The organism is Terrabacter aeriphilus (assembly GCF_039542985.1).
Lineage (GTDB): Bacteria > Actinomycetota > Actinomycetes > Actinomycetales > Dermatophilaceae > Terrabacter > Terrabacter aeriphilus.
The window spans coordinates 134203-149688 of the sequence record NZ_BAABIW010000001.1; the positions used below are offsets into that span (position 1 = coordinate 134203).

A 15486-nucleotide genomic window follows, 5' to 3' on the forward strand; every position below is an offset into this window, starting at 1 on the left:
GCCCGCCCGTGCTGCGCGTCGGGGTCACCGGAGGCATCGGGTCGGGCAAGTCGACGGTGTCGCGCCGCCTCGCCGAGCTCGGGGCGCACGTCGTCGACGCCGACGCGGTCGCGCGCGAGGTCGTCGAGCCGGGGGAGCCGACGCTGCAGCGCATCCGGGAGCGCTTCGGCGAGGGCACGGTCCGGGGCGACGGCACGCTCGACCGGGCCGCCCTCGCGGCGATCGTCTTCCCCGACCGCGACGCGCTCGACGCGCTCGACGCGATCACGGGCCCGGCCATCGCGGCCCGGGTCGCGCAGCGCCGCCGCGAGGCGCCGGGCGACGGCGTCTCCGTCTACGACATGCCGCTGCTCGTCGAGCGCGGCCTCTGGGTGCACGAGCACCTCGCCGTCGTCGTCGGGGCCGACGTGGAGACGCGCGTGCGCCGGCTCGTCGACCAGCGCGGGCTCGGCGAGGACGACGCCCGCCACCGCATCGCCGCCCAGGCCACCGACGCGCAGCGTCGGGCCGTGGCCGACGTCCTGCTCGACAACTCCGGCACCCCCGACGAGCTCGTGGAGGCCGTCGACGCGCTGTGGCACGAGCGACTGCGGCCGTATGCCGTCAACCTCGCGAACGCGGCCCGCACACGCCGCCCCGACCTGGCCGCCGACGTCGTCGTCGAGCCGCGCGCCGACTGGGAGGCCCGCGCCGAGCGGGTCGTGGCGCGCCTCGCGGCCGCGCTCGGGGCGACGCACGTCGTCACGGAGGTCTCGCACGTCGGGTCGACGTCGGTGCCGGGCCTGCTCGCCAAGGACGTCATCGACGTGCAGGTGGGGGTGCGCCGCCTCGAGGACGCCGACCGCGACGACGTGCGGGCGGCCTTCGCCGACGCGGGCTACGTCTTCACGCACGGCAACCACCACGACACCCCCCACCCCGGGGGCGCCGACCCGGCCGACTGGGCCAAGCGCTTCCTCGGTGGGTGCGACCCGGGCAACCACGTGCACGTGCACGTGCGCGAGAAGGACTCTCCCGGCTGGCGTTTCGCGCTGCTCTTCCGCGACTGGCTGCGCCACGTGCCCGCCGAACGCGACGCCTACGGGCAGGAGAAGCGCCGGCTGCTCGGGCTGCACACCACGACGTCCGGCTACGTCGAGGCGAAGGAGCCGTGGTTCGAGGGGGCCTGGCTGCGGGCGGCGGCGTGGGCCGAGCGCACCGGGTGGTCTCCGCGGTAGGACGCACCCGGCATACGGGCGGGGTGGTCGGTGTTGAGGGTGTCATGCGTGGTGAGTACAAGGTTCCCGGTGGCAAGCTCGTGGCGGTCGACGTCGAGGAGGTGGACGGGCGGCTGGCGCGGGTCAGCGTCTCGGGCGACTTCTTCCTCGAGCCCGACGAGGCGCTCGACGACATCAACGCCGCCCTGACCGGCATGCCGGTCGAGGCAGGCGTCGAGCAGCTCGCCGGGGCGGTGACGGGCGCGCTGGCCGACGACGTGTCGCTCATCGGCTTCACCGCCGAGTCGATCGGCATCGCGATCCGGCGCGCGCTCGGCAAGGCGACGGGGTGGGACGACCACGTCTTCGACGTCATCCCGGCCCGCGTGCTCGACCCTGCGCTGCACGTCGCGCTCGACGAGGTCATCGGGCGCGAGGTCGCGGCGGGGGAGCGGCCCCCGACGCTGCGCTTCTGGGACTGGGACAGCCCGCTCGTCGTCATCGGCTCCTTCCAGTCGGTGCGCAACGAGGTCGATCCCGAGGGGGCGCAGCGGCACGGGATCGACGTCGTGCGCCGGGTCTCGGGCGGCGGGGCGATGTTCATGGAGCCCGGCAACACGATCACCTACTCCCTCGTCGTGCCGACCTCGCTCGTCGAGGGCCTGAGCTTCGAGCGCTCCTACTCCTTCCTCGACGAGTGGGTCATCGAGGCGCTCGCCGACATCGGGGTGCGGGCGCACTTCGTGCCGCTCAACGACATCGCGAGCGAGAAGGGCAAGATCGGCGGCGCGGCGCAGAAGCGCTTCGCGGCCGGCGCGGTGCTGCACCACGTGACGATGGCGTACGACATCGATGCCGACAAGATGCTCGAGGTGCTCCGGATCGGCCGCGAGAAGATGAGCGACAAGGGCACGAAGTCGGCCAACAAGCGGGTCGACCCGATGCGCTCCCAGACCGGCATGACGCGCGACGCGATCCTCGAGTCGTTCGCGGCGACCTTCGCCCGGCGCTACCGCTCGACCCCCGCGGACTACACGCCGGCCGAGCTCGAGTCGGCCCAGCGACTCGTCGACGAGAAGTTCGCGACACCGGGCTGGACGCACCGGGTGCCGTGAACCCATCGGTGTCGAGGACGGCGCGTCGGCTCCGACGTCCCGGGTGAGGCGGCAGACTGGCCGCCCACCACCCGAAGGGACACCCCGATGAAGTACGTCATCCTCATCCACTCGAACCCGCAGCCCTGGGGCCACCCGACGGCCGACTTCGTCGCCGAGGCGCAGGCGCGGCCGCAGGAGGAGCGCGACGCCGGGGGCGCGGCGTTCGACGCGATGCTCGAGGAGCTGTCGAGGAGCGGCGAGCTCAAGGGCGGCGAGGCGCTCGGCGACCCCGCGTCGGCGCGGCTCTACCGGTGGTCCGAGAGCGGCACGGTCGCGACGGACGGCCCGTACGCCGAGAGCAAGGAGCACCTCGCCGGCTTCTTCCTCATCGACGTGGCCTCGCGCGAGCGGGCCGAGGAGCTGGCCCCGAACTTCGCGGGCCCCGGCGACACCGTCGAGCTGCGCCCCGCCTACGTCTGGGACGAGCCCGAGGGCTGACGGACCGCCCGGCGCGGGCGGCCCGTCACGGCCACAGGGCCCGTCACAGCCACAGGGCCTGGCGCACCGCCACCACGAGGGCCGGCGCCAGCGGCAGGCGCGGCACGAGGGTGGCCCCGACCGCGTGGTAGAGGTCGGCCTTGCCCGGCCACACCGTGTCGGTCGGGAGGTTGTGCTCGTCGAGCTGGTGGTGCCACGAGCCGTGCTCGTCGTCGACGAGCACGCGCTGGATGTGGTCCCACCAGCTCGCGTAGCGGTCGGCGTAGGCCCGCCGCCCGGTGCGCCGGTGCAGGGCCGCGGCCGTCGCGGTGGCCTCGGCGGCCACCCAGTGCATCCGGTCGCGCACGACCGGGCGGCCCGTCCAGTCCGTGGTGTAGACGAAGCCGGGGGCTCCGTCGACGTCCCAGCCGTCGGCGACCGCGCGGTCGAAGAGCGCCTCGGCGGCCGAGAGCATCGCCGGAGGGGCGGGCTCGCCGGCGGCGACGAGCGCCGCCTCGCCGTGCAGGAGCAGGCGTGCCCACTCGAGGCCGTGGCCGATCGTCGCCCCGTAGGGCTTGAAGGGGTCGTCAGGCCGGTCGGCGTGGTGCTCGAGCTGCACCTGCCAGTCGGCGTCGAAGTGCTCCGGCACGCGCCAGTCGTTCGCCCGCGCCCAGGCGGCCACCCGGTCGAGGATGCCGACGGCGCGCCGGCGGCAGGTGGCCGCCGCGGCCGGGTCGCCGAGCACGTGGGCGAGCACGTCGGACGCCGCGAGCATCGCCTCGGTCGTGTGCATCGCGGCGTTGATGCCGCGGTAGCCGTCGAGCTCGGAGAAGGCCGTGTCCCACGTGTCGACGGGCAGCTGCTCGTCGGCGTCCCAGAAGCGCTCGTCGAAGACGGTGAGCGCCTCGCGGAGCAGCCGGGCCGCCCCGGGGCGCTCGGCCGCCGTGGCGCTCGCGGACGCGAGCACGACGAAGGCGTGGTCGTAGCAGGCCTTGCCCTCGGCCGGCCGGCCCTCGGCGTCGAGCGACGGGAACCAGCCGCCGTGCGCGGTGTCGCGCAACGGGCCGGTGAGGCCCGCGAGCGCGGCGTCGGCGACCGGCCCGGCACCCGGCACCCCGAGCAGGGCGCCGAGGGAGTAGACGTGCACCATCCGGGCCGTGATCCAGGTGTGCAGCCCCCGCTCGGGAACCGGTGCGCCGGTGTCGTCGAGCCAGGCCGACCCGCCTCCCGGCACGGCGCACCGGGAGCCGAAGGCGAGCAGCGAGCGGCAGTGCTCGTCGAGCCAGGCCCGGTGCGTCGGCTGCCGCACCCAGGGCACGGGGGCGTGCTCGTGCCGGCCGTCGGGCACGGGCACCGGCTCGGGCACCGGCTCGGGCACCGGCTCGGGTCCGCCGACGGCGCGCCGGGTCACGACCCGCTCCGGCGCAGGCGCAGCGTGACGATCTGGAACGGCCGGAGCGACAGGGTCGCGCCGGCGGCGTCGGTGTCGTCGGCGCTCCCGCCGTCGACGAGGGCCGCCGGCTCGGCGAGCGGCCGCTCGAGCAGGTCGGTCTCGACGACCTCGGCCACGGCGAAGCCGGGGACGAGGCGCGCCCGGGCCCGGCCGCCGTGGGCCTCGTAGAGGCGCACGACCACGTCGCCGCTGCGGTCCTCGGCGAGCTTGACGGCCTCGACGACGACGGCGTCGGAGCCCTCGACCCGCACGAGCGGCGCGGGCACCGCGCCGCCGCGCACCTCGCGGAGCGGGAGGTTGATCCGGTAGCCCTCGCGCACGGCGTCGGCGATGCCGGCGCCCACGACGAGGCCCACCCGCAGCCGGTGGGTGCCCTGGTCGGCCTCGGGGTCGGGGTAGACGGGCGCACGCAACAGCGAGAGCCGCACCGTCGTCGTCGTGCCGCCCTCCGCGCGGGTCGTCCGGCCGATGTCGTGGCCGTACGTCGAGTCGTTGACGACGGCCGCGCCCCAGCCGCTCTCGCCGACGTGCACCCAGCGGTGCGCGCAGGTCTCGAAGCGGGCGACGTCCCACGAGGTGTTGGCGTGCGTGGGCCGGTTGACGTGGCCGAACTGGATCTCGGACGCGGCCCGCTCGGCGTGCACGTCGACGGGGAAGGCGAGCTTGAGCAGCTTCTGCCTCTCGTGCCAGTCGATATCGAGGTCGAAGCCGATCACGGTGCTGCCGGCGTCGAGGGTGATGAGCTGCTCGACGCGGGAGGCGCCGAACGACCGGACGACGCGCACGGCGGCGCCGTCGGCGTCGGCCCGCACGGTCTTGACGAGGTCGGCGGTCACGAGGTCGGTCGTGTGCCGCTTGTAGTGCTCGTCGATGTCCCACGCGTCCCACTGCGTCGGGGTGTCCCGGTGCAGCTGGAGCAGGCCGCCGCGCGAGCCCGGCGGCAGCAGCTCGCGGCTGTCGGCCCGCAGGTCGAGCACGGAGGCGAGCAGGCCGTCGCCGTCGACGACCGCGCGCACGAGCCCGTTGTCGAGCACGATGCCGCCCGCGTCGTCGGATCCGACGGTCACGGGCGCCGGTGCGCCGGACGGTGCGGCGACCGCCTCGGTCGCCGCCACGACGGGGCCCGCACCGAGCGCGGAGGCCGACCCGACGGCATACGGGGCGCTGTTGAAGACGAGCGTGTCGTCGCCCGGCCCCGCGAGCTCGGCGAGGGACGTCGCGATGCTCGCCTCGAGCTGCTCGGCGACGGCGGCGTAGCGGGCCTCGGCCTCGCGGTGCACCCAGGCGATCGACGTGCCGGGCAGGATGTCGTGGAACTGCTGGAGCAGCACCGTGTGCCAGACCTGCTCGAGCGCGTCGTAGGGGTAGTCGGCCCCGTTCTGCACCGCGGCGGTCGCGGCCCACAGCTCGGCCTCGCGGAGCAGGTGCTCGCTGCGGCGGTTGCCCTGCTTCGTGCGGGCCTGCGAGGTGTAGGTGCCCCGGTGGAACTCGAGGTACATCTCCCCGCTCCAGACCGGCGGGTCCGGGTACTCGTCCTGCGCGTCGCGGAAGAACTGGTGGGGGCCGCCGAGCTCGACCCGGGGGGAGCCCTCGAGGTCGCGCGTGCGGGCGGCGGCCGCGAGCATCTCGCGCGTGGGACCGCCGCCGCCGTCGCCGTAGCCGAAGGGGAGGAGCGAGGTGTTGGCCCGGCCCTTCTCGGCGAACTGGCGCTCGGCGCGCGCGAGGTCCTCGGCGGCCACGACGGAGTTGTAGGTGTCGGCCGGGGGGAAGTGCGTGTAGATCCGGCTGCCGTCGATGCCCTCCCACCAGAAGGTGTGGTGCGGCATCCGGTTCGTCTCGTTCCACGACGGCTTCTGCGTGAGGAACCAGCGGGCGCCGGCCGCGGTGGCGATCTGGGGGAGCGCGGCCGTGTAGCCGAAGGAGTCGGGCAGCCACACGTCGAGCGGCTCGACGCCGAGCTCCTCGGCGAAGAAGCGCTTGCCGGCGACGAACTGGCGCGCGAGCGCCTCGCCGCCGGGCATGTTCGTGTCGGACTCGACCCACATGCCGCCGACCGGTACGAAGCGCCCCTCGCGCACCCGCTCGCGGATCCGCTCGAAGAGCTCGGGCTGGGACTGCTTGACCCACGCGTACTGCTGGGCGGAGGAGCAGGCGAAGACGAGGTCGGGGTCCTCGTCCATGAGGGCCAGCACGTTGGAGAAGGTGCGCGCGCACTTGCGGGCCGTCTCACGGGTCGGCCAGAGCCATGCAGAGTCGATGTGCGCGTGGCCGACGGCGACGATGCGGTGGGCCGTCGCGTCGGCGCGGGCGTCGAGGACGGCGCGCAGGGCCGCCCGGCCGGCTGCGGCGGTGCCGGGCACGTCGTCGGGGTCGACGGCGTCGACGGCGTCCTCCAGGGCTCGCACGACGCTGGCACGGCGCGACGAGCCGGCCGGCAGCTGTGCGATGAGGCCGACGAGGGCCTCGACGTCCTGGTTCAGCTCCCACACGGTGACGTCGAGCTCCGCGAGGTCGGCGGCCCGCCAGCGGTAGAGCGGGACGTCGCCCGACGTCGACAGGTCACCGAGCGTCGTCGGCTCGAACGTGAAGGCTCCGCCCCCGGCGACGTCGGGGTTGGCCGAGGCCTCGAGGAGCACGTCGACGGCGCCGTCGGCGGCCGCGTGCGCGAGCGGCACGTAGCGGTTGCGCGGGTGCAGCCCCTTGATGACCGTGCCGTCGGGGCGGTATGCCGTCGCCTCCGCCTGGAAGCCGGGCTGGGTGTCGGAGTAGCCGAGGTCGACGACGACCTCGAGCCGGGTGCCCTCGGCGCCCCACCCGTCGGGCACGTCGCCCGTGACCCGGAACCACGTCGTCCCCCACGGCCGGCCCCAGGGGGTGCCGGGCGCGATGGGCGCGAAGTCGTGGCCGACGGCCTCGGCGAAGGGGACCGGCTCACCCGGGGCCACCCAGTGGTGGGCCGTGAGCGGCGAGCGCCGGCGGTAGAGGGCGGGGGCGAGGCGCTCGCGGACGAAGCGGTCGACCCGCATCTCGACGAGCGTGGTGTTGTCGTGCACGACGGAGGATTCCTCTCAACCTTTGACGGAGCCGGCGAGGGCGAAGGAACCGCCCGCGAGACGTTGGACGAGCAGGTACAGCACGAGCACCGGCACCGAGTAGAGCACCGAGAAGGCGGCCAGCTGGCCGTAGGCGATGGCGCCGTTCGTGCCGAAGAAGGTGTAGATCGACACGGCGGCAGGCTGCTTGGCCGGGTCGAGCAGGAGCACGAAGGGGACGAAGAAGTTCCCCCACGCCTGGGTGAAGACGAAGATGAAGACGACGGCGAGGCCCGGCCGCATGAGCGGCACGACGATCCGGCGCAGGGCCTGCATGGCGCTGGCGCCGTCGACCCAGGCCGCCTCCTCGAGCGAGATCGGCACGCTGTCCATGAAGTTCTTCATCATCCACACGGCCATCGGCAGCGACGTCGCGGCGAGGAAGAGGATCGTGCCGGGCAGCGAGTCGAGCAGCCCGAGGGTCACGAACAGCGCGTAGACGGGGACCATGACGGCCGTGATCGGCAGGCAGCTGCCGAAGAGGATCGTGTAGAGGAAGCTGCGGTTGAAGCGCATCTTGTAGCGCGACAGCGGGTAGGCGGCGAGCACCGCCACGACGACGGTGATGAGGGCCGTCGAGCCGGAGATGACGAGCGAGTTGAGCAGCGGCGTGAAGGTCAGCTCGGGCGTCAGCACGGCCGCGTAGTTCTCGAGCGTCGGCTCGGTCGGCACCGTCACCGACACGGTCGCCGCCGGGTTCACCGACGCGAGGAGCAGCCAGGCGAGCGGCACGAGGAAGGCGAGGGCGACGACGACGAGGGCGACGCCGGCGGCGATCCTCGTGCCCCGGCGGACGGGGGCGGTCAGCTGCGGGGGCGTCGGGCTGGCCGCCGGCAGCGGACGGGCGACGGTGCCCGGCACGGCGGCCACGACCGAGGGCCGGCGCGTCGTCGTGGGGGCGCTGGACTCGGTCATCAGTCGACCTCCGGCTTGAGGACGCGCACGTAGACGAGGGCGAAGACCGCGCCGATGACGAGCGTCACGGTGGCGATGGCCGTGCCGTAGCCGACCTGGGCGAACTTGAACGCCTGCTGGAACGCGAGCACCGGCAGGGTCGAGCTCTTCGTGCCCGGGCCGCCACCGGTCATCACCCAGATGAGGGTGAAGACACCGAGCGTCTGCAGGGTCGTCAGCATCATGTTCGTGGCGATGGCGCGGCGCACCATGGGCAGCGTCACCTGGAAGAAGCGCTGCAGCCCGTTCGCGCCGTCGATCTCTGCGGCCTCGGTGATCTCCGGCGGCACCTCGGAGAGGGCCGCGTTGTAGACCATCATCGAGAAGGCCGTTCCGCGCCAGACGTTCGCGAGGATGACCGAGAGCATCGGGAAGAGGATGAGCCACGACGGGCCGTCGAGGCCGAGCCAGCCGAGCGCGGTGTTGAGGGTGCCCTGGGAGGAGAAGAACGCATACAGGGTGAAGGCGGCGACGATCTCGGGCAGCACCCACGCCATGACGACGAGCGCGCTGACGACGGAGCCGAGGCGCTTGGGCCCGTTGCGCAGGAGCAGGGCGAGGCCCATGCCGAGCACGTTCTGGCCGATGACCGCGGAGGCGACGACGAAGAGGAGCGTCAGCCACGCGGCCTGCCAGAACTGGCCGCTCGTCAGCAGGCGGGTGTAGTTGTCGACACCGACGAAGTCGGGGTTCGCGGCGCGGTAGCCGGAGAGGGCCGCGTTCGTCAGCGACCCGTAGAGCGCGTAGCCGATCGGGCCGACGAGGAAGATCGCCATGAGCACGATCGCCGGGCTGAGGGGCAGCAGCCGCAGGGCGGTGCGCCCCCGGCGCGCCGGGAGGGTGGGCTCCCGATGCGCCGGGCCCCGAGTGTCCAGGGCGGTCATCTCAGCTGGCCTGCGTCTTGTCCTCGCCGACGATGCCGACGAGGCTCTGGTCGTAGGTCGAGGCGGCCTCGTCGGGCGTCGCCGCCCCGGTCGCGACCGACTCGACGGCGACCTGGATCGCACCGGAGATCTGGCTGTAGTCCGGCGTCGCGGGGCGGAAGTGCGTCACCGGCACGAGCGAGGAGAAGAACTTGAACGACGGGTTGAAGTCGAGGTAGTCCTTGTCGCTCGCGACGTCCTTGCGCACGGCGATCTGGCTGTTCTCGGTGGCGTACTTCAGCGAGTTCTCGCGGTTGAGGGCCGTGCCGATGAAGTCGACGGCGGCCTTCTTGTCGGGGGCGTTGGCGCCCACCGAGAGCAGCCACCCGCCGGACATCGACGTCGAGCCGGGGGCCTGGCCCTTCTGCGTCGGCATGGGGGCGTAGCCGATCGAGTCCTCCCACTGCGGCCAGGCGTTGTCGCCCTTGATCCACTGGCCCGGCAGCCACGAGCCGTCGAGCGCGATGGCGAGCTTGCCCTGGGGGAGCAGCTCGGTCGAGACGCGGCTGCCGACGGTGGCGTCGAGCGCGAGGTCGAGGTCCGGGCCGAGCTTCTCGCCGTAGACCGTCTTGTAGAAGTTGAGCGAGTCCTTGAAGCCCTGCGAGCCGGTGACCCACTTCTTCGCCTCGGTGTCGAAGAGCGTGCTGTCGGTGCCGTAGAGGAGCATCTCGAAGCCCTGCATCGAGGTGCCCTCACCGGTCGACTTGCCGGCGTAGATGTTGAACGGCGTGACGTCGGGCAGCTTCGCCTTGATGGTGCGGGCGGCCGCGAGCACGTCGTCCCACGTCTTCGGCTGCCAGTCGGTCGGCAGTCCGGCCTGGGCGAAGAGCTTCTTGTTGTAGTAGAGGGCGCGGGTGTCGGTGCCCATCGAGACGCCGTACGTCTTGCCGTCGTCGCCGAGGCCGGCCTGCTTGGCCGTGTCGTCGAACTGTGACCAGTCGCTCCAGGCCTTGAGCTGGTCGTCGATGGGGGCGAGGTAGCCGGCGGCGGCGTCGGAGCGCACCTGGAAGCTGTCCTCGTAGATGACGTCGGGCGCCGTCGAGGCCGACCGGTTCATCAGGGCGAGCTTGGTGAAGTACTGGTCCTGCTCGGCCTCGATGGGGACGAGCTCGACCGTGGTGCCGGCGTGCGCGGCCTCGTACTCGCTCTTCGCCTTCTTCAGCACCGCGTCGAGCTGGGTGAACTGGGAGGTGCGCTGGTACGCGACGGTCAGCGTGCCGGCGTCGCCGCCCTTCGCACCGGGCGCGGCCGAGCCGGACGAGCCGGACGAGCCGCAGCCGGCGAGGGCGACGGTGAGGGTGAGGGCTGCGGCGCTCAGCGCGACGGCACCGGGTCTGCGGTTCATTCTGGGTCCCTTTGCTCTCGCCGAGTCTCCCTTGACTCGTGCTGGAACCTTTTATACATCAAATGGAGTTATTGCTGTCAAGGGTTCGGGGGGAGCTTTCCGGCCCATGGTCGCGGGGGTGCCGGCGGGCGCCGGGAGACGCCGCGGCACCCTCAGTGCGCGACGAGGAGGGTGGCCGACCGGGGGCTGAACGCCTCGTCGAGCACGAGGGAGGCCGCGCCGAGGGCCGCCACGTCCGCGCCGAGGCTCGTGCCCCGGACCGTCGTCGCGTGCAGGGGCGCGGTGACGACCGAGCCGCGCAGGACCTCGGGCACGATCCGCAGGAACGTCGGGGCGAGGTGCTCCCAGAGCGGGCCGCCGAAGACGACCTGGTCGACGTCGAGGAGGTTGACGACGTCGCCCGCGGACTTGGCGAACCGCCGCGCCATGTCGTCGAGCAGCTCCTGGGCGCCCGGGTGGCCGTCCTCGGCGAGGGCGCACAGCCGCCGGAACCGGGCGCCGACGACGTCGCGGTGGTCCGGGTCGTCGCCGCCCAGGCCCTCCGGCGGGTCGAGCGGGCCGATGCCCCGCAGGTGCGCGGTCTCCACGACGGTGCGGGGCGAGCAGACCTCCCCGACGCAGCCGCGCTGGCCGCACGCGCACGGCGGGCCGTCGGGTCCCGTGACGAGGTGGCCCATCTCGCCCGCGTTGCCCGACGTGCCGCGGTGCACCTCGCCGCGGAGCACGAGGCCCGCGCCGACGCCGGTGCCGATGTAGAAGAAGACGGCGCTGTCGGTGCCGCCCACGGCGCCGGTCCACAGCTCGGCGACGGCCGCCGCCACGACGTCCTTGTCGAGCAGGACGGAGAGGCCGGTCGCCTCGCCGAGCACGTCGCGGATGGCGACCCGGTCCCAGCCGAGCAGGTTGGGCGGGCGCACGAGCGAGCCGGTCGCGGTGTCGACGGGCCCGGGCGCGGCCACGCCGAGGCCGACGACCCGCTCGGGGTCGACGCCCGAGGAGGTGATGAGGGCGGCGACCTCCTCGGCCACCTCCCGCAGCACCTGCTCGGGGCCGAGGCCCGGGCGCAGCGGGCGCACGGAGCGGGCCACCGGTCGCCCGACGAGGTCGAGCACGACGAAGGTCGTCAGGGCGGGGTCGAGGTGCACGCCGACCGCGAACCGGCCGTTCGGCGCGAGCCGCAGCAGGGTCCGGGGCTTGCCCGGCCCGGCCACCTTCTTGCCGGCCTCCTCGACGAGGCCGGTCTGCAGGAGGCGCCGGCAGATGTTCGACACCGCCTGCGGTGAGAGACCCGTCGCCGCGGCGACCTCCACGCGGCTCAGGCCGTCGGTGCTGCGCCGGATCGCCTCCAGCACGACGACCTGGTTGTAGTCGCCGACGCGGGGGAGGTTGGAGCCGCGTCGGGCCGAGGCCCGCGGCGGTGCGGCGGTGGCGTTCACCGGCACATGGTGGCACGGGATGGGCGCTGTCGGTGGAGGGACGTACGGTTGAGCCATGCGCCCCACGACCGACCTCCAGCGGACGGTGGCACCCTTCGAGGTGATCTCCGAGTACACGCCGAGCGGTGACCAGCCGACCGCGATCGCCGAGCTGGCCAAGCGGGTGAGGGCGGGTGAGACCGACACCGTGCTGCTCGGCGCGACGGGCACCGGCAAGTCGGCCACGACCGCCTGGCTCATCGAGCAGGTGCAGCGGCCGACCCTCGTCATGGCGCCGAACAAGACGCTCGCGGCGCAGCTCGCCAACGAGTTCCGCGAGCTGCTGCCCAACAACGCGGTCGAGTACTTCGTCAGCTACTACGACTACTACCAGCCCGAGGCGTACATCCCGCAGACCGACACCTACATCGAGAAGGACAGCTCGGTCAACGACGAGGTCGAGCGCCTGCGGCACTCGGCGACGAACTCGCTGCTGACCCGCCGCGACGTCATCGTCGTCGCGTCCGTCTCCTGCATCTACGGCCTCGGCACGCCGCAGGAGTACGTCGACCGGATGGCGCGCCTTAAGGTGGGGCAGGAGGTCGTCCGCGACGACCTGCTGCGCCGGTTCGTCGAGATGCAGTACACGCGCAACGACCTCGCCTTCACGCGCGGCACGTTCCGGGTCCGCGGCGACACCGTCGAGATCATCCCGGTCTACGAGGAGCTGGCGATCCGCATCGAGTTCTTCGGTGACGAGATCGAGCGCATCTACACCCTGCACCCCGTGACCGGCGAGGTCGTCAACGAGGAGCAGGAGATGTACGTCTTCCCCGCCTCGCACTACGTCGCCGGCCCCGAGCGCATGGAGCGCGCCATCCGCGGCATCGAGCTCGAGCTCGAGGACCAGCTCGCGCTCTTCGAGAAGCAGGGCAAGCTGCTCGAGGCCCAGCGCCTGCGCATGCGCACGACGTACGACCTCGAGATGATGCGCCAGGTCGGCTTCTGCAACGGCATCGAGAACTACAGCCGCCACATCGACGGGCGCACGTCCGGCTCCGCGCCGAACTGCCTCATCGACTACTTCCCCGAGGACTTCCTCCTCGTGCTCGACGAGTCGCACCAGACCGTGCCGCAGATCGGCGCCATGTACGAGGGCGACATGTCGCGCAAGCGCATGCTCGTCGAGCACGGCTTCCGGCTCCCGAGCGCCATGGACAACCGGCCGCTGAAGTGGGAGGAGTTCCTCGAGCGCATCGGCCAGACCGTCTACCTCTCGGCGACGCCGGGGGAGTACGAGCTGGCGAAGTCGGGCCCGCCCGTCGAGCAGATCATCCGCCCCACCGGGCTCGTCGACCCCGAGGTCGTGCTCAAGCCCACGAAGGGCCAGATCGACGACCTCATGCACGAGATCCAGGAGCGCACCAAGCGCAACGAGCGCGTGCTCGTCACGACCCTGACGAAGAAGATGGCCGAGGACCTGACCGACTACCTCCTCGACAAGGGCATCCGGGTCCGCTACCTGCACAGCGACATCGACACCCTGCGCCGCGTCGAGCTGCTCCGCGAGCTGCGCTCGGGCGTCTTCGACGTCCTCGTCGGCATCAACCTGCTCCGTGAGGGTCTCGACCTTCCCGAGGTCTCGCTCGTGGCCATCCTCGACGCCGACAAGGAGGGCTTCCTGCGCTCGGCGCGCTCGCTCATCCAGACGATCGGTCGCGCGGCCCGCAACGTGTCGGGCCAGGTGCACATGTATGCCGACAAGATGACCCCGTCGATGGAGCAGGCGCTCGACGAGACGAACCGGCGCCGCGAGAAGCAGATCGCCTACAACCTCGAGCACGGCATCGACCCGACGCCGCTGCGCAAGAAGATCGCCGACATCACCGACCTGCTCGAGCGCGAGGACGCCGACACGCAGGAGCTGCTCGGTTCGGGCCGCATGCAGTCGCGCGGGAAGAGCGGAGCGGGCCGGGGTGCGATGGCCGCCGACGTCGGCGTCTCCGCCGGTGGTCGGGCCGAGCGGCCCGCCGACATGGCGGCGGCCGACCTCGCCGCACTCATCCAGGAGCTCACGACCCAGATGCACCAGGCCGCGGCCGAGCTGCACTTCGAGCTGGCCGCCCGCCTGCGCGACGAGATCGGCGACCTGAAGAAGGAGCTGCGCCAGATGAGCGCGGCCACCCGCTGACGGTCCGCCGAGCTGGACGACACGAGGAGCCGCACCCGGGCCGGGTGCGGCTCCTCGTGGTCCGGGCAGGTCAGCTCTTGGGCGAGGACTGCACGGCGGACTTCCACACGGCGATGCTCTTGGGCAGCGATGTGGGCGTTCCGGGCTTGGGCAGCAGGTTCCACGGGCCCTTGCTGCCGTTGTCGCTCTCGAAGTAGGCGACGGCCCGAACGTTGCGAGAGGCGTCGAAGAGCTTGACGGCGTCCTTGAGGAACGTGGCGCGTCCGGTGTCGGTCAGCGTGTTGCGGGCACCGAGCTCCCCGACCACCAGGCCCTTGCCCTTGGAGCGCGCGGCCTCGATCGCCGGGTTGACGACGGCAGCGGCCGTGTCGGCCGTCGCGTCCTGGGTACCCCACTGGTAGAGGTCGGCGCCGATGGCATCGACGTTGCTCAGGTCGAAGTTGAACCAGGTCGACCAGGGCACGTTGCCGGTGGCTGAAACCCTGTAGCGGCTGGCGTGGAAGGTAGAGCCCATGAGCAGGGGCGCGAAGCGGACGTTCGTTGGCGCGTACTGCGCCTTGAGCTTGGCCAGCCGCATCTGCGCCTGCTGCCAAGCGGCGACGGTGAAACCGTCACCCTCGGGCTCGTGGGCGAAGGAGAACCAGATCCAGCGGTCCTTGGGAGCGGTCCTGAGGATCTGGATCCACGCCGCGTCGTAGGCGCCCCGGTTGACGCCGGCGACGTCGGAGCCGAGGTTGATGTAGACCGGGGTCTTCGCGTCGTCGACGTACGTGGGGATGAGACCACCGCGCCACGTCGTGGTGAAGCGGTTCGGCCAGAGGCGCATGAACCCGGGCTGGCCGAAGGCGGCGACGGCCTGGTCGTAGGCGCTCTTCGGCGTCTGCCCCGCGGACCTCCACCAGCCGCCGGGGTTGAACCCGTAGCGAACTCGACCGCTCGTGGGGTCGACCGTCTGGACAGATCGGGTGGAGGCTTCGGCCAGCTGGGTTGTGCCGACGAGGGGAAGGACGACCGCGGTCGCCAGAGCGGCGCCGATGACGGATCGGCGGGTGATGACAGGCATGGGGGAACCACCTAGAGGGACGGTGGGCGACGGGGGTCGCCCGCAGGGGAAACGGAGCGCGCCGACCCGGCGGGGGCTCTCACGACCGGTGGGACCGGATGGCGCAAGACGGACTGTAAGGGAGCAATCGGACAAAAAAGAAGAAAATCGCAATATCACAACAAGACGTCCTAAAGCGCACGAGGTCCCGTCGATCTAGGGGCGCATCTGCGGCGCCGCTGGGCGTGATCAGACCCGCATCCGCGGCCCGCGTCGCGAACGCCGGGCGTGGATCCGCAAG

11 protein-coding genes are annotated in these 15486 nt (G+C 72.4%); 4 read left to right on the top strand and 7 right to left on the bottom strand.

Annotated elements, in window-relative coordinates; genetic code table 11:
- Nucleotides 1-8 precede the first annotated feature (8 nt).
- From coaE to ABD979_RS00615, 3 genes are all read left to right on the top strand, one after another.
- Entirely contained in the window at nt 9-1217 is a 1209-nt protein-coding gene (gene coaE, locus ABD979_RS00605) for a dephospho-CoA kinase (RefSeq protein ID WP_345505475.1), read from the top strand.
- Nucleotides 1218-1261: 44 nt separating this feature from the next.
- The gene (gene lplAB, locus ABD979_RS00610; protein WP_345505476.1) at nt 1262-2311 is read left to right on the top strand and encodes a lipoate-protein ligase LplAB; all 1050 of its coding nucleotides are present in this window, start codon (nt 1262-1264) and stop codon (nt 2309-2311) included.
- Nucleotides 2312-2398: 87 nt separating this feature from the next.
- Nucleotides 2399-2791 carry a YciI family protein gene (locus tag ABD979_RS00615; protein WP_345505477.1) on the top strand — a complete coding sequence of 131 codons (393 nt, stop codon included), beginning with the start codon at nt 2399-2401 and terminating at the stop codon, nt 2789-2791.
- A 43-nt stretch (nt 2792-2834) separates the two neighbouring features.
- Here the strand turns inward: ABD979_RS00615 and ABD979_RS00620 are convergent, their stop codons facing one another.
- From ABD979_RS00620 to ABD979_RS00645, 6 genes are all read right to left on the bottom strand, one after another.
- Complete coding sequence (locus ABD979_RS00620; protein WP_345505478.1) at nt 2835-4181, bottom strand: AGE family epimerase/isomerase; 1347 nt, start codon at nt 4179-4181, stop codon at nt 2835-2837.
- Nucleotides 4178-7276, bottom strand: coding sequence for an alpha-mannosidase (locus ABD979_RS00625; RefSeq protein WP_345505479.1), 3099 nt, complete (start codon nt 7274-7276; stop codon nt 4178-4180). Before ABD979_RS00625 ends, ABD979_RS00620 begins: the two co-directional genes overlap by 4 nt.
- 15 nt (nt 7277-7291) lie before the next feature.
- Nucleotides 7292-8230, bottom strand: a complete 939-nt coding sequence (locus ABD979_RS00630; RefSeq protein WP_345505480.1) for a carbohydrate ABC transporter permease — start codon at nt 8228-8230, stop codon at nt 7292-7294.
- On the bottom strand, nt 8230-9153 hold the full coding sequence (locus tag ABD979_RS00635; protein ID WP_345505481.1) for a carbohydrate ABC transporter permease: 924 nt from the start codon (nt 9151-9153) through the stop codon (nt 8230-8232). The genes ABD979_RS00630 and ABD979_RS00635 overlap by 1 nt, the downstream gene beginning before the upstream one ends.
- Nucleotide 9154: 1 nt before the next feature.
- A complete protein-coding gene (locus ABD979_RS00640; RefSeq protein ID WP_345505482.1) occupies nt 9155-10537 on the bottom strand; it encodes an extracellular solute-binding protein in 1383 nt (460 codons plus the stop codon).
- Nucleotides 10538-10689: 152 nt separating this feature from the next.
- On the bottom strand, nt 10690-11973 hold the full coding sequence (locus ABD979_RS00645; protein ID WP_345505483.1) for an ROK family transcriptional regulator: 1284 nt from the start codon (nt 11971-11973) through the stop codon (nt 10690-10692).
- A gap of 55 nt (nt 11974-12028) precedes the next feature.
- On the opposite strand from ABD979_RS00645, the gene uvrB reads away from it, so the two are divergent.
- Nucleotides 12029-14143 (top strand): excinuclease ABC subunit UvrB, encoded by a 2115-nt coding sequence (uvrB, locus tag ABD979_RS00650; protein ID WP_345505484.1) that lies wholly within the window; start codon nt 12029-12031, stop codon nt 14141-14143.
- Nucleotides 14144-14213: 70 nt separating this feature from the next.
- Here uvrB and ABD979_RS00655 read toward each other — a convergent pair whose 3' ends face one another.
- Nucleotides 14214-15206 carry a hypothetical protein gene (locus ABD979_RS00655; RefSeq protein ID WP_345505485.1) on the bottom strand — a complete coding sequence of 331 codons (993 nt, stop codon included), beginning with the start codon at nt 15204-15206 and terminating at the stop codon, nt 14214-14216.
- Nucleotides 15207-15486 lie beyond the last annotated feature (280 nt).